The organism is Caulobacter sp. NIBR1757 (genome assembly GCF_027912495.1).
Lineage (GTDB): Bacteria > Pseudomonadota > Alphaproteobacteria > Caulobacterales > Caulobacteraceae > Caulobacter.
The window spans coordinates 3,360,783-3,380,086 of the sequence record NZ_CP115463.1; the positions used below are offsets into that span (position 1 = coordinate 3,360,783).

17 protein-coding genes are annotated in these 19,304 nt (G+C 67.2%); 8 read left to right on the forward strand and 9 right to left on the reverse strand.

Translation table 11 applies throughout. The features are described 5' to 3' along the window. Window positions 1–11 precede the first annotated feature (11 nt). From O5I81_RS16320 to O5I81_RS16330, 3 genes are all read left to right on the forward strand, one after another. Entirely contained in the window at window positions 12–581 is a 570-nt protein-coding gene (locus O5I81_RS16320) for a YbhB/YbcL family Raf kinase inhibitor-like protein (protein WP_271065918.1), read from the forward strand. A 61-nt stretch (window positions 582–642) separates the two neighbouring features. Next, window positions 643–1,536: a pirin family protein gene (locus O5I81_RS16325; RefSeq protein WP_271065919.1), complete on the forward strand. Its 894-nt coding sequence runs from the start codon at window positions 643–645 to the stop codon at window positions 1,534–1,536. Window positions 1,537–1,602: 66 nt separating this feature from the next. Next, the gene (locus O5I81_RS16330) at window positions 1,603–1,758 is read left to right on the forward strand and encodes a hypothetical protein (RefSeq protein ID WP_271065920.1); all 156 of its coding nucleotides are present in this window, start codon (window positions 1,603–1,605) and stop codon (window positions 1,756–1,758) included. Here O5I81_RS16330 and pgsA read toward each other — a convergent pair whose 3' ends face one another. The 7 genes from pgsA to O5I81_RS16365 all read right to left on the reverse strand — a co-directional run bounded on the left by pgsA (window position 1,759) and on the right by O5I81_RS16365 (window position 9,732). Continuing rightward, entirely contained in the window at window positions 1,759–2,328 is a 570-nt protein-coding gene (pgsA, locus tag O5I81_RS16335; RefSeq protein WP_271065921.1) for a CDP-diacylglycerol--glycerol-3-phosphate 3-phosphatidyltransferase, read from the reverse strand. Window positions 2,329–2,382: 54 nt separating this feature from the next. Continuing rightward, window positions 2,383–4,602: an endo alpha-1,4 polygalactosaminidase gene (locus O5I81_RS16340; RefSeq protein ID WP_271065922.1), complete on the reverse strand. Its 2,220-nt coding sequence runs from the start codon at window positions 4,600–4,602 to the stop codon at window positions 2,383–2,385. Between the two features lie 93 nt (window positions 4,603–4,695). Then, a complete protein-coding gene (locus O5I81_RS16345; protein WP_271065923.1) occupies window positions 4,696–5,358 on the reverse strand; it encodes a TetR/AcrR family transcriptional regulator in 663 nt (220 codons plus the stop codon). Between the two features lie 58 nt (window positions 5,359–5,416). Next, window positions 5,417–7,504 (reverse strand): TonB-dependent receptor, encoded by a 2,088-nt coding sequence (locus O5I81_RS16350; protein WP_271065924.1) that lies wholly within the window; start codon window positions 7,502–7,504, stop codon window positions 5,417–5,419. 113 nt (window positions 7,505–7,617) lie between these two features. Further along, window positions 7,618–8,289 (reverse strand): L,D-transpeptidase, encoded by a 672-nt coding sequence (locus O5I81_RS16355; protein WP_271065925.1) that lies wholly within the window; start codon window positions 8,287–8,289, stop codon window positions 7,618–7,620. Then, complete coding sequence (locus O5I81_RS16360; RefSeq protein ID WP_271065926.1) at window positions 8,289–9,323, reverse strand: YDG domain-containing protein; 1,035 nt, start codon at window positions 9,321–9,323, stop codon at window positions 8,289–8,291. Before O5I81_RS16360 ends, O5I81_RS16355 begins: the two co-directional genes overlap by 1 nt. Before the next feature lie 286 nt (window positions 9,324–9,609). After that, the gene (locus O5I81_RS16365) at window positions 9,610–9,732 is read right to left on the reverse strand and encodes a hypothetical protein (RefSeq protein ID WP_271065927.1); all 123 of its coding nucleotides are present in this window, start codon (window positions 9,730–9,732) and stop codon (window positions 9,610–9,612) included. Window positions 9,733–9,894: 162 nt separating this feature from the next. Between O5I81_RS16365 and O5I81_RS16370 the strand changes: the two genes are divergently transcribed. The 5 genes from O5I81_RS16370 to O5I81_RS16390 all read left to right on the forward strand — a co-directional run bounded on the left by O5I81_RS16370 (window position 9,895) and on the right by O5I81_RS16390 (window position 12,573). Then, a complete protein-coding gene (locus tag O5I81_RS16370) occupies window positions 9,895–10,428 on the forward strand; it encodes a carboxymuconolactone decarboxylase family protein (protein ID WP_271065928.1) in 534 nt (177 codons plus the stop codon). 409 nt (window positions 10,429–10,837) lie between these two features. Continuing rightward, a complete protein-coding gene (locus O5I81_RS16375) occupies window positions 10,838–11,449 on the forward strand; it encodes a terminase small subunit (protein WP_271065929.1) in 612 nt (203 codons plus the stop codon). A gap of 54 nt (window positions 11,450–11,503) precedes the next feature. After that, window positions 11,504–11,932, forward strand: coding sequence for a hypothetical protein (locus O5I81_RS16380; RefSeq protein ID WP_271065930.1), 429 nt, complete (start codon window positions 11,504–11,506; stop codon window positions 11,930–11,932). An 82-nt stretch (window positions 11,933–12,014) separates the two neighbouring features. After that, a complete protein-coding gene (locus O5I81_RS16385; RefSeq protein ID WP_271065931.1) occupies window positions 12,015–12,203 on the forward strand; it encodes a hypothetical protein in 189 nt (62 codons plus the stop codon). Between the two features lie 112 nt (window positions 12,204–12,315). Continuing rightward, window positions 12,316–12,573 carry a hypothetical protein gene (locus tag O5I81_RS16390; RefSeq protein ID WP_271065932.1) on the forward strand — a complete coding sequence of 86 codons (258 nt, stop codon included), beginning with the start codon at window positions 12,316–12,318 and terminating at the stop codon, window positions 12,571–12,573. A 5-nt stretch (window positions 12,574–12,578) separates the two neighbouring features. Here the strand turns inward: O5I81_RS16390 and O5I81_RS16395 are convergent, their stop codons facing one another. Together O5I81_RS16395 and O5I81_RS16400 are read right to left on the reverse strand one after the other, a co-directional pair. After that, window positions 12,579–13,184, reverse strand: coding sequence for a BRCT domain-containing protein (locus O5I81_RS16395; RefSeq protein ID WP_271065933.1), 606 nt, complete (start codon window positions 13,182–13,184; stop codon window positions 12,579–12,581). A 12-nt stretch (window positions 13,185–13,196) separates the two neighbouring features. Continuing rightward, on the reverse strand, window positions 13,197–19,295 hold the full coding sequence (locus O5I81_RS16400) for a DUF3320 domain-containing protein (protein ID WP_271065934.1): 6,099 nt from the start codon (window positions 19,293–19,295) through the stop codon (window positions 13,197–13,199). Window positions 19,296–19,304: the final 9 nt, after the last annotated feature.

Sequence of the window (19,304 nt, forward strand, 5' to 3'; positions counted from 1 at the left end):
GGAGACACTCGATGCTCAAGAACCTGCCGCCCATCCTCGGACACGCCCTGCAGGGGCTGCGGCCGGGCATGGAGAAGGTGCTCTATCACGACCCGGCCCTTGAGGCTGTCCCCGAGACCCTGACCCTGGAGAGCGCCGCCTTCGACGCCCCCACCCTGCCCCAGCGGTTCACCGCCGACGGCAAGGGCCTGTCGCCGCCGTTTGCGTGGAAGGGCGTTCCGGCCGGGGCGATATCGCTCCTGCTGGTCATCGAGGACGCCGACAGCCCGACGCCCAACCCCCTGGTCCACGCCATCGTCTACGACCTGCCGCCGAGCGATGATCTCCTCAAGGAAGGCGCCATCGGCCACCTCGACAAGGCCAACCCGGCGCACACCGGCCTCAACAGCTTCCTGGGCAGCAGCTACCTGCCGCCGGACCCGCCGCCCGGGCACGGGCCGCACCGCTACGTGGCCCAGATCTACGCCCTCAATGCGCTGAGCAGCTTCAAGGGCGCGCCCGGGCGGCCGCAAGTGCGCGAGCTGCTCCACAAGCACGCCATCGCCCGGGGAATGATCTGCGCCACCTACGTGCGCCACTAACCCGAAGGTTCGGGTTGCGCTGGACCGCCGGCTGGGCGAGGTGTTCGCCACGGAGGACATCATGATCGAACTCGTCATCGACCAGCGGCGCAAGGATCTCGGCGGCTTCGAGGTGGGACGCGTCCTGCCCTATGCGCCGCACCGCATGGTCGGCCCCTTCATCTTCTTCGACCACATGGGGCCGGCGCAGTTTCAGCCCGGCTTTCCGCGCACCGTCGATGTGCGGCCCCACCCCCACATTGGGCTTTCGACCCTCAGCTACCTGTTCGAGGGGGCCATGACCCACCGGGACAGCGTCGGCAGCGAGATCGTCATCCGCCCCGGCGAAGTGAACTGGATGACCGCCGGCAGCGGCATCACCCATTCCGAACGCTTCGAGGACCTGCGCGCCGACGGCGGCCGGATGGACGGCATCCAGACCTGGCTGGCCCTGCCCACCGAGTCCGAGGAAGTCGCCCCGGCCTTCAGCCACCACGAGGGCAATGACGAACTGCCTTTCTACGAAGCCGGCGGCCTGAGCGCCCGGCTGGTGGCCGGTAAGGCGTTCGGCGCCGAAGCCAAGGTGCCGGTCTTCTCCCCCCTGTTCTACGTCCACTGGGAGCTGGCCACCGGCGCCAAGGCCGCCCTGCCCGCCGAATACCCCGAGCGCGCCGCCTACGTCGCCAAGGGCAGCGTCGAGATCGACGGCCGGACCATCCGGACCGGCCAGATGGCCGTCTTCCAGCCCGGCGAGACCATCACCTTCACCGCCCTGGAACCCAGCACCGTCATGCTGCTCGGCGGCGAGCCGGTGGGTCCACGTTTCATCGACTGGAACTTCGTCTCCTCCAGCAAGGAGCGCATCGACCAGGCCAAGGCCGACTGGCGGGCCGGCCGCATGAAGCTGCCCGACCTCGACCACGACGAGTTCATCCCCCTGCCCGAGCCCAGCCCGCCGGCCAACCCGATGTCGTGATCGGATTCTGCCTTGCCAAGGTCTTAGTTGCGAGTAATTCTCAATTACAGCAATTGGAGACAGGCCATGGTGTTCCAGGCAATCGGCGCGTGCGCCCTGATGCGGCTGATGCGGGCGGACCGGCGGGAGGTCGAATCCGACTGGCTGCTGTTTGGTCCCACCGACAGCGAGGTCGTCGAGAACGCTGACGAGGCGCCGCCGTTCCTGCTGGCGGCGGAGTAGTCAGCTCTTCAGGGCCTTGCGGGCGGCCAGGCCGTATTCGATCCCGGTCCAGATCGTGACGGCGGCGGCCAGCCACAGCGACAGGTCGATGCCGAGGCTGACCGGACCCGTCATCCAGCCCGGCTGGGTCAGGCGCAGCAGGGCGGCGGCCAGGGCGACCAGTTGCAAGGTGGTCTTCCATTTGGCCAACATCGTCACCGGCAGGCGCAGGCCGCGCGGGGCCAGAACTTCGCGCAAGGCGCTGATCGAGAATTCGCGGAACAGGATCAGGCCGCCGGTCAGGGCCGCCACATGGTCCCCGTTGATGGCCAGGCCGACGATGGCCCCGGCCACCAGCACCTTGTCGGCGATCGGATCGAGGATGGCCCCCGTCAGGCTCTCGACCTTGAACCTGCGGGCCAGCCAGCCGTCGAGGAAATCGGTGACCCCGGCGATGACAAAGCCCCAGAAGGCGAACCACAGCAGCGGCGGCCCGGATGTGGGCATCGTCACCCCGGCCAGCAGGGCCAGGAAGACCAGCAGGGTCAGGACCAGACGGGCCAGGGTGATGATATTGGGGACGTGCTTCATGGCTTCACCCTAACGCGCGACGGCGAACACCGCTGCGCTACTGGACGACGCCGCTTAGCCCATCAACCAGTCGCCGTCACCCTTGGGCGCCTCGGCCAGCGTCGGCGAGGCCAGGCCAATGAAGTCGGCGGCGCTGAGGCTGCCGACCGAAACGCCGTTCAGGATCACATAGCCGCCGTCGGCGAACACCACTTTGGCCCCGGCCGTCAGCTGCACGATTGAGCTGTAGCCGCCGTAGCCCGTGACATCGATGTGATCGACGCCATCCTGGAAGTCGGCGATGGTGTTGGCGCCGTCGCCGGGCGCCAACACGAAAAGGTCAGCGCCAGCGCCGCCGGTCAGGGTGTCCTGACCCGCCCCCCCGACCAGCACATCGTCGCCGTCGCCGCCGAGCAGTTTGTCGTTGCCGGCGCCGCCCTCCAGCCGGTCGGCCCCGCCCATTCCGTTCAGCGTATCGTTGCCGTCCAGTCCCTGGACCAGTTCACGCCGGCCATCGCCAGTCAGGGTGTTGGCCCCGACCGTGCCGACCAGCGTCCGCTCAAAAGCGGTTGGCGGTGGCGGTGGCGGTGGCGGTGGAGGAGGAGGAGGAGGAGGAGGTGGTGGTGGCGGCGAGGCGCTGGTCACGAAGTCAGTAGTCGTCAGGGTCGAGGCCTGAACGCCGGTCAGGATGGCGTAGCCGCCGTCCGAGAAGATCACCTTGGCTCCAGACGCCAGTTGGGCGATGGAGCTATAGCCGCCGTAGGCCGAGACATCGATGCGGTCTGTTCCGTGCACGAAGTCGGCGATGGTATTGGCGCCGTCGCCGGGCGCCATGACGAACAGGTCGGCGCCCGCGCCGCCGGTCAAGGTGTCCTGCCCCGCCCCTCCGACCAGAACGTCGTCGCCGTCTCCACCGAACAGCTTGTCGTTGCCGTTTCCGCCTTCCAGCCGGTCATGGCCGCCAGCCCCATCGAGCGTGTCGTTGCCATCGAGGCCCTGGATCAACTCACGCCGGCCATCGCCCGTCAGGGTGTTGGCTCCGACCGTGCCGACCAGGGTCCGCTCGTACGGTCCGGAGGGCGGCGACAGGCCGATGAAGCTGGCGCTGGTCACCGTCGAGGACTGGATGCCGTCCAGGCGGATGGTGACGCCGGCGGCCACGGTGACCAGGGTATTGGCGCCGCTCTGGACGATGCTCTGCACGGCCCCGAAGGCGGAAACATCAATCCTGTCCACCCCGACCTGGAAGGTGTCGACCGTGTCGGCCCCGCCGCCGACGGTGACGACGAAGATGTCCGCTCCGTCCCCGCCGATCAGCCGGTCGTTCCCCGCCCCGCCCGTCAGCACGTCGTCGCCTGCTCCCCCGTTGAGGGTGTCGTTTCCGTCGAGGCCATTCAGCCGGTCATGGCCGTCCGCGCCTGACAGCTGGTTCGGGCCCTGACCGCCGTTGATCACATCGGCGCCGGCCGTCTGCGGCGCATAGGGCGAGGCGAAGACGTTGTAGTTGAACGTCGGCACGGAATAGGGCGAAGCCCCGTTGGCGTAGAAGGTTTGGGCCGAAATCGTCGGCGAGGGATTGCTGATCAGGCCGAGCAGCTCGACTCCCGCCGGCTGGACCGCCTGCAGGGCGCCGTTGAAGTCCACTTGGCTGGGGTTCTCCAGCAGCATGGCGTCGATCGCCGCCAGCCAGCGCGCGGCGTACCCGGCGTCCATGGTGTTGCCGCCCAGGAAGGGGTCGCCATTGACGATGATGTAGGCCCCTGGAACGGCGGCCGCGACCGCCTCCACCAGCTCGACCATGTAGCGGGCCAGGGTCTGGTTGCTGGGCTGGCCGGCATAGGTCGAGAGCGGGAAATACGCCCCGACATCATCCAGGAAAATCGCGTTGTAGCCGGCGGCGACGGCGGCCTGGGCCTGGGCGACGACAATGGTGCGCCACTCGGCCATCCAGAACTTCACGATGCGGGCGTCGTCCGCGCCCGGGTTGGCCTGATCCTCGCCGCCAGGATTGAAATCGATGACGGGCTGCCCCTGCAGCCAGGCGGGCGCCGACCCCGTCGTCGCGCCCCAGTCCTGACCGTTGGTCGTCCAGGCGGCGTTCCAATAGGGCCGCGCCGAATCCGTCACCGCCACGTTCACATAGGCGGCCACCAGCCGACCCTGGCCGGTCAGGGCCGCGACCTGGGCTGGAGTCAGCAGGGTCCGCTCAGTGATGAACAGGTCGAGGCCGGAGGCGCTGACCTGGTTGAAGTCGACATTGGCGTACTGCAGGGCGTAGCTGCTGATCCTGGGCATGATCGACTCCTCTGAGGAAAGAGAACTACGGCCATAGAAACTCAACAACCATAAGGCGTGACAATCACATGCTCGCTATCAGCGGGCCTGGGATCACCAGCGCCGGACCGGGCCCGAGGTGACCGGCCGGCCGCCGCCCCAGCTGGCGCTCGGCGTTGGCGCTCCGGCCAGGGCCTCGAAGGCGGCGACGAAATCGGCTTCCTCGATCAGGTCGGGGGCCTGGAAGTAGCTGATGGTCAGGCCGGCCGTCAGGGCGTCGATGACCTTGACGAAGCGCTCGGCCGGCATCGGCAGGGAGCCGGCCGGCAGCAGGCGACCGAAGCCGACCGCCATGCCGCGCCAGCCGCCGGCCGTCGCCTCGGCCTGGCGGGCGAGCAGGTCCGGCCGGGTCATCAGATGCAGCTGGATGGCCGAGGTCAGCACCCGCCGCTCCAGCCGCTTGCGGGCATGGGCATAGACCGCCTGGCCGAGCAGCCGCATCTGCACTTTAAGGGGCGCGCCGGGCTGGAACTGCACCGACACCGGCGTCGTCTCCTGCTCCATGACGGCCAGGAACAGGGCGTCGCGGCTCTCGAAGTTGCCGTGGAAGGCGCCCCGCGTCATGCCGGCCCGGGCGCAGATCTCGTCGAGCGAGGTGCGGTCCCAGCCCTTTTCGGCGATCAGCTCGGCGGCGGCGGCGGCCAGGGCCTGGCGGGTGCGGGCCCGCTTGTCGCCCTTGGGGCGGGAGGCGGCGGAATCCCTGGCGGCGTCAGTCATGGCGGCTACATACGGATTGGTATATTTTAAGGCAACAGGTAATCCATCGTCACGGTGACTACGGCGCGCCGAACCGGTAGCTGAGCGAAAACCGCACCGTCGGCCCCATGCCCCAGTAGGTCGATTCCTGCTCGTAGCCATCGGCCCGCACAAGGCTGGTCTGTTCGCTGCTGTCGAGGATGTCGGAGAAGGTCAGCGTGCCGGTCAGCTTTTTGGTGAACGGCCGCTTCCAGGTCAGGTCGGCGCGCAGGAAGCCGTCCGACTCGCCCTGGAAGGAGCGGCTGGGCCCGAGATAGCGCAGGCCAAGCTGGACCTGGTCGCCGCTGTCCGGCTTGGCGGGCGTCGCCTTCCAGCTGAGCTGGGCGTTGCCGCTGTAGGTGAACTGACTGTCGGTGCGCGGGGCGCCGCCTTCCAGCACCTGTTGCTCGCGCCAGAACAGGTTGGTGGTCACCACATAGGACCACTGCGCCGCCAGGTTGCCGCGGACGGACAGCTCGGCCCCGCGGTTGGCGCTCTCGCCGGCATTGACGAGGGTCGACAGCCGTACGCCGTCGGCGGTGAGGACTGAGCGGCTGGTCAGGGTTCCCGAGGCTTCGCGGGCATAGAGGGTCACGCCAACGTTGAAACTGCCCTTGCTGTAGTCGAGCCGGGCCTCCCAGGCGTCGGTGGTCACCGGATCGAGATCGGGATTGCCGCGGCTGGCCGAGTCCGTGCTGTAGTAGCGGATGACCGGGTCCAGCTCGCTGAGACCCGGACGGTCGATGCGCCGGCTGTAGCTGAGGCCCAGCTTGAAGGCCTCGCCGAAGTCGCGGCTGATGTGCAGGCTGGGGTACCAGAAGACATCGTCGGCGCCGCCGAACGCCCCGCCGGACTCGACCTCGAACTGTTCGGCCTCGACCCGCAGGCCGGGCATGAAGGTCCAGGTCCACAGCGGGAACTGGTAGGTGACATAGGCCGCCTGGACATCGCGCACCCCGTGGATCGACCGGTCCAGGTCGCGGAGCGGATCGGGGGCGGTAAGGGTCTCGTACAGCTGGCGCTGGGTCTCGTCCTCGCGGTTCCAGGCGGCGCCGAGGCTCAGAATACGATCGCCGCTGAGCGGGCGCTTGTAGTCGGCCTTCAGCTCCAGTTCGTTGCGGTCGTTGTCGGTGAGCTGGCGGTAGCGGCCATCGGGCAGGGCCGGATTGTCGAAATCCCGATCGACCGTCTCGCCGTAGAGGTTGCCCGAAGGGCTGGCCGAAAGGGCCAGGCCGAAGGTCTCCCCCTCGATCTTGCCGGTCCAGTCGTAGCCGGCGCCCAAGTTCAGGGCGCTGTACCGGCTGGGCCCCCGGCTGCGCTGGACATAGTCGTCGAAGGCGGCGCTGTCGCCGCTGGCCCGCTCCCGCGATTCGGTGTCGCCCTCGGCCCTGTAGCCCTGGGCGCTGAGATAGAAGCTCTGCTGGTCGTTGCGCCGGAAGGTCAGCTTGAAGCCGCCCTGCAGGTCGTCGTTGCCATAGTCGTAGCGGCCGGCCTCGCGGATCGTGACGACGCCGCCGGCGCCGTCGTCCTGCCGGCGCAGCGCCCGTGACCCGCTTTCGTAGGGCTGGCGGCCGACCCCGATATTGGCCCCAATCACCCAGCGGCCCATCACCCAGTTGGGCGCCAGGCTGACCCGGCCGCCGCCGGTGCTGTCGATCACGCCGGTCATGTTGCCGGTCTGGCCCTGGCGGCGGTCCTTGCGGGTGACGATGTTGATGATCCCGGCGGTCCCCTTGGGGCCGTACTGGGCGGAGGGGTTGGTCATCACCTCGACTCGCTCGATGTCAGCCCCGCGCAGGGCGCGGGTGCTGCCCGGCTTGCCATCGACCAGGATGGTGACCCCCGACTGGCCCAGCAGCAGCACCCCGCCGTTCGGGGTGACGGTGACCGAGGGGATCTTGCCGAGGATGTCACTGACCGAGGCGCTCTGGGCCTCTGGATCCTTGCGGACATCGTAGATCTGGCGGTCGATCTCCTTGACCACGGCCGGACGCTCGCCGACCACCTCGACGTCGGCGACGGTCTTGTCGTCGGCGGCCGTGTCGGAAGATGAGGCCGGAACCTCCTGTTTGTCGGCCGGCGGTGGCTCAGGCTCGCCCACCACACCCGCCACCATGGCCGCAGCCATCACCAACGCCACTGCCGCCGACATCACTCCCCCCGAAGACTCAACCCTGTGTCGCATTGGACAGGGCGCAATACGGCATTTCGGCGGCTCCTCAAGAGCGAAGCCTGCGAATTCTATCGTCCTGGAACGGTCGGTATCGCGGCGGGGAAGAAGACCACCTCCAGGGACCGGGTTTCGGGCAGGATGTAGACGACCCCGGTGGTGGCGGCGAACAGGCCGCGGACGACCAGGTCGTAGAAGGCCGGCGGGACATTGATGCAGCCGAAGGAGATCCGGTTGTCCAGGGCCGTCGGCGAGGCGAGCCGCTGGCCCCGGCGCTCCGACGGCGGTCCGACGACCACCGGGTGCAGCGAGATGGCGGCGTCGTAGTCGATCCAGAGGATGTCCTTGCCCGCCAGGTTGGCGCCGGGCGCGGCGACGAAGCGACCAGCCGGGGTGACCCGCTCGCTGGGCCCGATGCGGGACAGGGGCCGGTCGGCGAGGCCCGGAACCATATCGTCGCCCGGCTGGGCCCCGAGCAGCACCGGGGCCGTCCCGCCGAGCAGGCCCGCGCCATTGAAGGCGAAGACCCGGGCGGCGACCTTGTCGACGATCAGGAACGGCAGGCCCTGGTTGTCGCCGGTGGCGACGACCCAGGCCGCCAGGCGCCGGGTGTCGGCCGACGCCTTTTCGGTGTCCAGACTGGCCTGGCGGAACAGCGGCCGCCCCGCCGCCATCGCCGCCCCCGGATGGACGGCCTGGATCAGCCCCAAGGCCAGGAGGGCGAGGACGGCGCGGCGGGCCATCAGTTGCGGTCCTGCTTGGGCTTGTAGACCGGAACCGTCGGCCGCGGCGCGACGGGCGCCGGTCCTGGAGCGACAACGGGCGGAGAGTCCAGCCCGGCTGGCGTCGGCGTCAGCGGAACCGGCGCCACCTCGGCGACCGGCATTTTGATGCCCTCGCCGAACACCACCAGATCGACGTCATTGTCGAGGGCCGCGATGATGACGATCGGTGTCGGCGTCGGCGACGACGGCTGGACCTGCGACACGACCACGGGGGGTGTTGCGGGCGGCGGCGGCGGCGGCGGGGGCGGCGCGGCGATGATCGTCCCGGTCGTGCGGAAGGTGGAGACGCAGCAGGATCCGGCCAGGACGTACTGGTCGGCGTTGGGGCCGGCCAGGGTGTAGCCGCTGTAGGTGATGCCGACGCTGGTTCCGACGCCGGGGCTGTCGAAGGTGGCCACGGCGCCGGGGCCGGCGACGAGGGTGACGCCGACCGGCGCGCCCGAGCCAGGTGTCCTGTTGAAGCCGGTCAGGACCGTGGCGGTCGTGCCGTCCTCCACCCGTCCGCCGTTCGGAAACAGCAGCATCCGCTGGGTCAGGGTCGCGCCCTCGGTCAGGACGAAGTTGGTCGAGAAGTCGGTCGGCGCGGCGTAGGAAGCGGGGTTGTAGGCGATCGTGGTCGGGGCGACGGTCACCGTGGTCGGCGGCGCCAGCGGGCTGAAGATGATCGTCCCGCCGCCCACGCCGGGTCCGGTTCCGTCGGCCCCGGCGATCAGGGTCAGGCCGACGGGCAGGCCCAGGCTCTGGGCCGGAATGGTCGTGCCCCGCGTCAGGGTGACGGCGGCGTCGATATGGACGTCGTGGCCGGCGCAGAGGGCGATGTTGCCGTCGGTGGTGGTGAGGGCGTGGAACACCCGAACGTCCCGACCGCCGGACAGCAGGATGCTGCCGTTGGTCGTGGTCAGCGGGGCATTGACGATCACATCGCGGCCGCAGCAGGCCAGGATGTTGCCGCGGGTGGCGGTGATCGGGGCGTTGATGACCAGGTCGCGCACGGCCAGGAAGGTCAGGGTGGTCGGCTCGCCCGAGGCGGTCCAGGCGATGGCGTCGTTGACGAAGATGTCGCCGGCCCCCGGCTGGGCGGCGCCCGGCCCGGTGACGGTGCCTGGGCCGCGAAGGCCAGCGGCAGGGAGGCGGCGAGGCCGAACAGGGCCAGTCGGGACAGGCGGCGCATCGGCGGCGGGCGGGGGGCGGCAGAACGGCCGGTCGGCAGATGGGCGGGGGAAATCATGGCGCTATCCTTGTCGAATTTGATCGGGGGGCGATCGCGGGGGGCGGGCATCAGAACTGCTTGGTGATCTGGAACCAGGCGCGGCCGTCGGCGTCCGGGCCCGAGGTGGTCGCCGCGTCGCCCAGCTTGCGGGCGTAGGAAACGCTGACGATCAGCGCCTCGACCTGTTGCACCGGAACGTGCGCAAGTACGGGACGATCTCCAACACCGTGGCGGCGGCGCTGCCGTTGACCGGCACGATCCGCCGGCGCGGGTAGCGGCCGAGTGACGCCACGGCGCCGTTGCGCCGCGCCGGCGGCTGGCGCCTGATGGCGGAAAACCCGGAGGATCCGCCCATGTCCCGCCTGCCGCTCGCCGAGCCCGACGCCCTGCCGCCCTACCTCAAGGCCATCCACGACGCGACGCCGGAGGAGAACTGGCTGGGCCGCAACTTTGCCAAGGCCTTCGCCCCGGCCCCGGACCTGGTCCAGGCCTACCAGGCCTTCTACCACCCCTGGCACACGGGCGGCGCCGGCCTGCTGTCGGCCCGGCTGAAGGAACTGATCCGCCTGCGCATCGCCACCCTCAACGGCTGCGTGCTGTGCAAGAGCGTGCGCATGGCGCCGGACACGGTGAGCGAGGACGAGGCGGCGCGCGGCGTCGACGCGCCGGACGGGGAAGGCTTCACGGCGCGGGAGCGGGCGGCGATCCGCTTTGCCGAGAAGATGGCGGTGGATCACCACAACATCGACGACGAGGACGTGGCGGCGATGCGGGCGCTGTTCTCGGACGCGGAGTTCCTGGAGCTGTCGATGATGGCGGGGCAGTACATCGGGTTTGGGCGGGTGCTGGCGATGCTGCAGCTGGAGGTGGCCAGCTGCCCGATCTGACGGGGCGCCGCTATCGAAGCGGCAGACCATTGTACCAGCCGCGGCGCCCGCCAGGGTGTCAACGGCCCATCCGGGATTCCGGGGGCCCGGCGCCGGGCGGTGGGCAAGGCGCCTGAAATCGTTGAGGTTTGCGTGGCGCAGGGCGCGGGGAATGTGGGCGCCGGCGTAGGCGCGGCGTTGGCGCCGGGGCGGGGAATGTAGGCGCCGGGCGCGGCGCCGGCACCTACGCCGGGGCCGGCGGCGGCGTTTAGCGGCGTCCGGGGCCCGAAACCAAGATGAATATGTCTAGACATATTGCCCGGGGCCTTGGCGGGGCTGGTTTTTTCGCTGGCGCCAGGGCGGCGTGGGATAATGGTCTGCCGCTTCGATAAGGCGGCCCCCTCCCCTCTTCGCCATCCCCGGAGCCGCCATGACCGCGACAAACGCACCCTCGTCCCAGCCGCGCGCGCTGAGCCCCAGGCAGCTGCGGTTCGTGCAGGAACTGCGGCGCGACGGTCAGGCCACGCCGGCGGCGCGGCGCGCCGGCTACAGCCAGCGGTCCGCCCGCTGGGCCGCTTACCGGCTGATGCGCGATCCTCGCGTCCAGGCCCTGCTGGCGCCGCCGCCCGCCCCGGTCCCGAGCCCCGACCCGGACGCCTACGTCCCGGCCGACAAGGCGACCGGCGCCTGGGCCCTGGCCGAGTTGAAGGCGGTGGCCGCCGGCAACATCCTCGACTTCGCCATCGTGCGGCCGGACGGCGCCCTGGAGGTCGACCTGGCCCGGCTGGAGCGCAGCCGCACCGCCGCCGTGCGCGAGGTCACCGTCCTCGAGAAGATCGCGCCGGACGGCGCCGTCACCCGCCTCACCCGCCTGAAACTGGCCGACAAGTCCCTGGCCCTGTCGCGGCTGCTGCGGGCTGCCAACCTGCGGCTGGAGGGCCACCAGGAGGGCGTGTGGATGGGCCAGAACGCGGTGGCGCGGCTGGACGAGAAGAGGCTCCTGCGGTGGGTGAAGCGCAGGCGGGAGGAGGAGGGGCTGTGACGGGGATCGACGGGCGCGATTGCCGGGCCGGCGAACCGCGTTAGGCTGGCGCCCATGCAGAGCCTCGCCCCCGCCTACCTCTCCGCCCTCGCCACCCAGCTGGGGGGCCTGAGCGCCTTCCTCGGCGGCTTCGCGGCGACCTTCCTGGGCACCTTGCTGGCCCTGGGCGGCCGGCGCCGGAGGACGACCGGCGTGGCCATCGGCTTCGCGGCCGCCGCCTCGGCCGCCTTCATCGTCTGCGTCGTGGCCTCGACGGCCCTGGTCGCCGTGCTCCACCCGGAGGCCCCGCAGGCCGCCCGCGCCATCGGCACGGACGGCGCCCGCGTCCTCCTGACCCTCAGCTTCGTCCTCGGCCTCTACACCCTGCTGGCCAGCCTGGGCCTCAGCGGCTGGTCCCGCTCCAGGAGCACGGGCCTGACGACCAGCATCGCGGCGGGGGTGGGGGCGGTGCTGGCGACGGGGCTGGTGTTGGCGATGGGGTGAGGGGTGGGCGCGGGATTGGCGCGAGGCCCGCCCGCCGGCGAAAGCCGCGTGTCGGCCGGGCCCCGGGGTGTAGGCTCACCCCATGCCCATCGACCTGCCCGAGCCGCCCCCGCCGCCGCACCCCGCCGACCTCATCAGCCAGGCGCTGGCCGACGGCCAGGCCGCGATCGACCACCTGAAAGCCGCCGCCTCGGGCAGCACCGACGCCGCCGAGGCCCTGGCGGATCTGGCGCGGCTGGCGGGTGAGGGGGCGGGGGTGGAGGGGGACTGACGCCGGCGGGGCTGGCGACCGCGGTCTCGCCTGAAGGCGCCGATCCGGCTGCGCATCGCCACCCGGGGCGGCTGCGTGCTGTGCAAGAGCGTACGCATGGCGCTCAGACACGGTGAGCGAGGACGAGGCGGCGCGCGGCGTCGACGACCCGGACGCGGAGGGCTTCACAGCGCGGGAGCGGGCGGCGATCCGCTTTGCCGAGAAGATGGCGGTGGATCACCACAACATCGGCGACGACGACGTGGCGGCGATGCGGGGGCTGTTCTCGGACGCGGAGTTCCTGGAGCTGTCGATGATGGCGGGGCAGTACATCGGCTTCGGCCGGGTGCTGGCGATGCTGCAGCTGGAGGTGGCGAGTTGTCCGGTGTGAGGGGTTTACCCGAGGTGTTCGGCCCAATGCTGTTCCGAGACGATGGCGATGGGCTTGCCCTCGTCTCGCCATTCCGTAGCCCGAATAATCTTGTTGCCGAATGAGGAATGTTTCCAAGACTCGGTCGCGTAGGCTCCGATGACTAGGACCTGGGTTTTCTGTGTGAGGCTACCCGCTACGCCGCCCCGATCTGCTACGGCTTGCTCACAGTGTTTTCGCTGACCGAAGAGGAAGGTGCCTGTGAAACTGTACGTGATCCCTTGAAACGTTAACGGCGGGGCCGGGTCGCACAAAGGAAGCGTCGACGATTTCAGTACCTCGCCAAGTTCAAAGTCACGGTCGGAAAAGCTGTTCAATGTTTCCAGCAGTGCCGTTTTTTCCTCAGCATCCAGAATCCCATCCGCGAGGACGTCATTGATGCGCTGGTAGAGGGTCCGAATTACCGGTTGCTCACTAATCGAGAGATTTGCGGCCAGCCATTTTTGGAGGAACTGGACCTCCGCGATGTTGAGGTCGCCGTCTGCTGCGATCCCACGCGCAAGTCCGATTAGTTCGTCAATTTGACGAGATGTAAGCCGATCGCCTCCAAGGCGATTGAGCAACTCATCCATTGTTATACTCCCTTAGGAAAAATGGTCCCTAACGTAGTCTGCGACTTGGCTCAGCGGTATTTCCGGCGAAGATGCGCCGGCTCTGACGATCAAGCGCTCCACAGGCGGGCCATTGGTCTCCGAAAGGGCCAAATAAGTCGGCGTGCGGGACCGCTTCACATCGACCCGGCAGATCAATTGGTCGCCCAGGATCGGATAGCTCACCGATACGCAGCCCGCCCGGAAGCCTTCCGAGAACCGGTCCTTGATCAGATTAGTCAGATGAAGTTCGAAGCGATCGCGAATACCACCAAAGCTGTCGAGGTCTGGTTCCAAGCCACGCACGACGCCATCATCGCTCACTCCGATCAGCAACGTGCCGCCGCGGTGATTGGTGAAGGCTGCGATCGCCTTCATGGCTGCGTCTTCGAGTTTCCGATTGATCGTGCCCTGGCGCAAATCCCACCTCAGTGTTTCCTTGAACTCCAGCCGCTCGCCCTCTCCTTCCGCGATCAAAGTTTCGAGGGAGGCCTTCTCCGGTTCGCGTCGTTGCTCCGGGGCATTAGGGCCGACGTCAATCAGAGTATCTCTCCGGATCAGAACGTCGCGTTCCAACGCGCGATTCAAGACGTCAGCCAGCACCTCACGAAGTTGAGCGCTGGTTGCCTTGAACCCGAGGGCGCGAGCCACCGCCTGGAAGGCCTGTTCTTCCGTAGCGCCGAAGTTTCGAGAGACGATCTGGATCAGTCCGCATTCAATCTCGGTCGGCGGTAGCATGTCAGGCCGGCGCAAAGTCGCAGAAGCCGCAACGCTGCGATCCCTCACCTTTATCTGAGCGCCAGGGATCGAAAGGAATTCACCGTCGGCGATAATCCGCCCCTGGCGACGTGATACCTCGACCGCACGTCGAATCGCCTCACGAATTCGCCCACCAGCCCGTCCAGCGCCCCACGCCGTACGAATCCTGACGACGACCTCATCGAAATGAACTGGCCCTTCGCCTTCGACAACAGCCTCGGCGAGCTGGGACAAGATGCCGGTCGGCGCCTCATGTATTTCGACATAGACATGCGATGGTCTGACAACGGGAACCTCGACATAGGCTACCGACAAGCCGGCGTCGGCCTCAGAAACGCCAACCAGCCCCATCTCCGTGACGTCCTCCCTTTCGACCGAGATGATTTCATAGGCAGGTAGCCGGGCCGCCGCTGCCACTCCTTCTCGAGCAAGCTCGACCTTGGCCGCCTCAACGGCGGCAATGACTCTGTCCAGTTGCTCCTGTGGGCGTTTGAACCAGTCTCCGCTCCAGATGCGATGGACGAACCAACCCTGCCCTTCCAACACGCTTCGGCGAAGGCGGTCACGATCACGCGCCGACCTCGCGCCGCGATAGGACGGTCCGTCGCATTCCACCGCCAGCAGATACCGATCCGGATGGTCCGCCGAGGCGATGGCGATGTCCACAAACAGGCCGGAGACTCCGACATTCCGATGGACCTGAAAGCCCCGAGCGTGAACGGCTTGGGCCACTTCATCCTCGAACACGGACTGTCGATCCCGCCCGACCGACTCCGCCAGTGACATTCGCCCGGTCCGGGCGAAATGCATGAACAATTTCAGGGCGAAGACACCCTTGCGAGACGATGCGAAGTCCGGATCGATGTCTTCGTCGGTCATCGACGAGAAAACCTCGCATCGCCGCTTTGCGCGGCTGATCAGGACGTTCAATCGACGCTCACCGCCCTCCTGGCCTACCGGGCCAAAGCGCATGGGCGGCCGGGCGCCGAGGGCCGTCGGTCCGTAGCCAATCGAAATCAGAATGACATCCCGTTCGTCGCCCTGGACGTTTTCCAGGTTCTTCACGAAGAACGGCTCCGTTGGGTGAGCCTGAAAGAAGGCCTCGTCAGCGGCCGACAGCTGGCGACGCATCAGTTCAAGTTGCTCAAGAATCGCCTTTCGCTGAGCAACCGAGAAGGCGACAACTCCAAGAGACAGTTCGGGCGTCGTTTTGGCGTGATGGATGATGGCACCGGCAACAACCTTGGCCTCGACCGGGTTGGTCCGGGTCGTGCCCGTTTCGAAGACGCCATTCTTCACGTGATGGAAGCGCAGGCCGAGCCCCGACTGCGCCGTGTAGGGGCTCGGTATGATGACCAGCTTGTTCTCATAGAACTGCCGGTTGGAGATCGCGATCAACGACTCATGCCGGCTGCGATAGTGCCAGCGCAACATACGGGTCGGCAGGCCCCGAGCCGTGAACAGACCCAGGATGCTTTCGATATCGGCGACCTTTGCCGCGCCATCATCGTCGTCGCCGTCCGCCTGGCCGGTCATCTTTGAGAAGAAGGAGGTTGGCGGAAGCTGCTGCGGATCGCCGACAACGACGACTTGGCCGCACCGAGCGATAGCGCCCAACGCATCCACCGGCTGAATCTGGCTGGCTTCGTCCATGACCAGCAGGTCGAACTTCAACGCACCGGGCGGCAGGAACTGAGCGACAGAAAGCGGGCTCATCATGAAGACCGGCTTCAGGGCCTGAACAGGCTGCGCAGCCTTCTGCATCAACTGCCGTATCGGCATGTGACCGCGCCTACGTGCCATTTCCGACTTCAGAACCCCGAGCGGTCCCACGGCTCCACCGCCAACTGGCGGCATACGCTGGTGATGCATTCGCGCAACCTGGCCGGCAGCGGCGCGGATGCGCTGGCGATCGAGGTCGACGAACTCGCGCACCCGTCGGCCGTGGATTTCCCCATCGAATGTTGCGAGCTCGGGATCGGCGTCTATCTGCTGCTCTAAAACTGCCTCGAAGAATGCCTGCTCGAAGTCGCCGCGCGCCGCGGCCGGCGGCAGGGTTCCATCGTGAAGCCGGGCGACAAGGTCGCCAAGGCCAAGCGAGATCGCTTCACGCGCCCTGGCGCGATAGCCAACCCAGGACGTCAGCGCCTCACCACCATCCCGCCAGGCAGCGAGATTTTCCGCGAGGTCCGTGGTGGGCGCATCACGCAGGAACTTTGGTGTCACGATGGCTTCCGGTGTCGCCTTCATATCCGTCAGCAAGGTTTCACTGGCTGCGATCCATTGATCGCGCGACGCCACGGCAGCTTCGGCCCGGGCCTTCAGCCCGCTCCTGTCCGCGACTCGCGCGGCAAGTTGGCGAATGTCGCCATTCGCGACCAGCCAATCGGCGGCGGAAGTCAGTTCGACCCAATCCGATTTCAGGCCAAGCCAGTTTCCTGCGAAGGCGAGACTTGCGATGTCCTCACCCAAGACGACTTCGGCACCGGCAGCCTGGCCAGTCGCCAGATCGTCCAGAGCTTCGCGTCGTCGACTGAACGACGCGTCCGGCTCAAGGCTCAGTTCATTCGTAGCCTGGTAGGCATGGGCCACCGCCCCACAGGTTTTGATAGCGTTGGCAAGATCCGCCTCGTCAGGACCTGCCGCTGCGCCAAAAATAGCCGACCGGCCGGCTCCAGTCTCATCCCACAGTGGGGACAGGGCAGTTCGCAAGCCGTCCACCTCGGCGGTCAGCGCTTTCGAAAGGTCATCCAGTCTGCGTCTATCGGGGCGTGAGCCCATGATCATCCGGGGTTCGGCGCCCAATCCCCGCAAACTCCGCATCCATTCCACCAAGGCCTGCAGCGGCGCGGAGGCGGACCGCTCGCCTCGCCAGTCGCCTGCAAACGCCGTCCGCCCGAAGTCCGCCTCGTCGCTGATCAGCTTCAGCGCCGTTTGCCCCTTGAAGAGCGCATCCAGTAACGCCAGGCGGCTCTGCAGCGGAGCTTTTGGGTTCGACTGGAAAGAGCGAACCAGTCGGTCGGCGGCGCGCCACTCGCCACTGAAAAAGCGGAAGAAGGAACTACCGTGCGCCGCCAGGACGCCTCGTTCCCCGACCAAGTTCGCCGACCAGGCGCCGTCGCTTAGTCCGCCGCTGAGCTCACCGCGCGCGTCTTCCAAGGCTTTTACCGCACCGGCCAGATCGGCTGCACGCTCTACGCCGCTGTCCCACAGGTCTTGCGCGAAGGCGACCGGGTCCGCCTCGGGCGCGTGGGCGACCCTTTCGCCAACCCTGGCCAAGACCTCCAAGTCCCGGATTGTCTCCGGCGCTTCCTGCCGACCGACCGCCTCGGCGAGACGTCGCCCTTGCTCCAAGGCTGTCTGCGCCCGCGCCGCAACGGCGGCGGCATGGCCGAAGGCCGTGACCGGAGTCCAAGTATCAAGGGGGGCCAAGGTTGATCGGATTTGGTCGAGCGGGACCTCCCAAGCCATCTCCCTGAAGACCGGTGCAAGCTTCTCCTTCAGCGACGCGTATCGGGCTCCCGATGACAGGATGCTCCGGATCTCCTCCGGCCTGCTCCAGGCGTCTGCCGAGAAGGCGGTAGATTGCAGAGCCGGGGCTGTCGCCAGGCGACCCGCCAGCGCGGCAAACTTTGACAGCGTGCTCAAAGCTTCCGGCGCATCGCTTTCAAGCGCGACAGATATGGCCAAGCTCTCGTCACGGAGCGCCACAAGGTGGTCATAGAGGGCCGAGAGGCGTGCCTCGATCCGCGCCACGTCTGTCGGGATGGCTCGGTCCAACTCGACCCCGCGCCAAAGGTGGCGACCGGGCGCGCCTAGGTCTACGACCCGTTCCGCCAGCTCGTCGATCAGGCGGGACCTCTGCTCGAAATTCTCCTGCGTCCAGCCTTCAACCCCTTCGAGGTCCAAGTAACCCGGCCTGACGCTGGCCTGCTTCAATCGAACAAGGTGGCCGATCACGTCATAGGGCGTGAGGGAGGCGGACCCGACTGGAGAATGAATGCGCTCGGCATGATCGTTCAGATGATCTCGCGCCTCGGTAAGGCGCGCGGTCAACGCGTCGAGGTTCTCCACGCGAGGCGCACCGAGCTCCCAGGTGCGCCTGAGCTCTTCCAGAACGGCTCGCTTGTTTGCCTTGTTGCTGTGGAGCTCGAGACAGGCGTCTCCAACACCCGTCGAATCCAAGCGACGCTTGACGACTTCAAGCGCGGCCATCTTCTCGGCCACGAACAGCACGGTCTTACCGTCGGCCACCGCCGATGCGATGATATTGGCGATTGTCTGAGACTTGCCGGTTCCGGGCGGTCCCTGGATCACCAGGTCGCGGCCGCGTCGAACCTCCTCGACGGCGAGGGTCTGAGAGCTGTCGCTGTCGACGATGTGAATCATGTCGGCGGGCGAGATGTTGGCGTCTATCGACTCATCTTCGGACACCATTGGCTCTCCCTCAGGAAAGCCATCGGACACCAGAGGCCGGATCAACGGATGATCGACAAGCTTTGAGCCAGGAGGCCAAGTCTGTGCGTCCAGGTCGCGGTACATCAGGAATTTAGCGAACGAAAAAAAGCCAAGGACGATGTCGTCTTCGTTTACCGACCAGCCGGTCTTGACGGAAACAGCTTCAGCCACCGACGCGGCGTAGGCTGAGGGATCAAAATCATCACCGGCCTCAAAAGTCGGCAACTTGAGTCCGTGAACGCGGTCAAGATAGGCCTCGAGGGACAGGTTAGCGGCGAAGTCTTCCGGTCTCGCCCGAAGCTTGAACTTTTCCGCCGCGTTACCGCGTTCAAGCTCTACAGGGATGAGGATCAACGGCGCGTAGCGGACCGCCGTCGCATTGTTCGGGTCGATCCATTTCAATGTTCCGATGGCCAGGAACAGGATGTTGACGCCCTGCTCTTCCTCAAGCGTGCGGGCATCGTAGTAGAGATCGAGCAATTTTTTTTGCAGACCGGCCGGCGTCAGACGTGTCTGGAGGCGGGTGTCGGCATGTCTGTTGGCGATGCCGCGGGCATCCACGCCGTCATCTTCTGGCTGAGCGAGTTCAAGGATTTCGCCATCCTCGTCATCGGCATCGGGTTTTGCGCCCTTGCCTGGCAGGAAGGTGAACGCCTTGTTCTCCTTCACGAGCAGCCGAAAGACCTCTGCTCCCCGCTCATCGACGATCTCCAGAGTCTTCGCACTCTTCGCGGATCGCGGAATATTTAGCAGCCTGTTTCGCGCCGACAGGTCCAGAAGCTCGGTCCTGGCCTTCTCAAGTTTGGCGTCGAGCGGCAGATCGCTCTCGAAAATAGATACCGGTTCGGTCGCCGGTTGCGCGGTCGCATCAGTCATCGCGTCCCC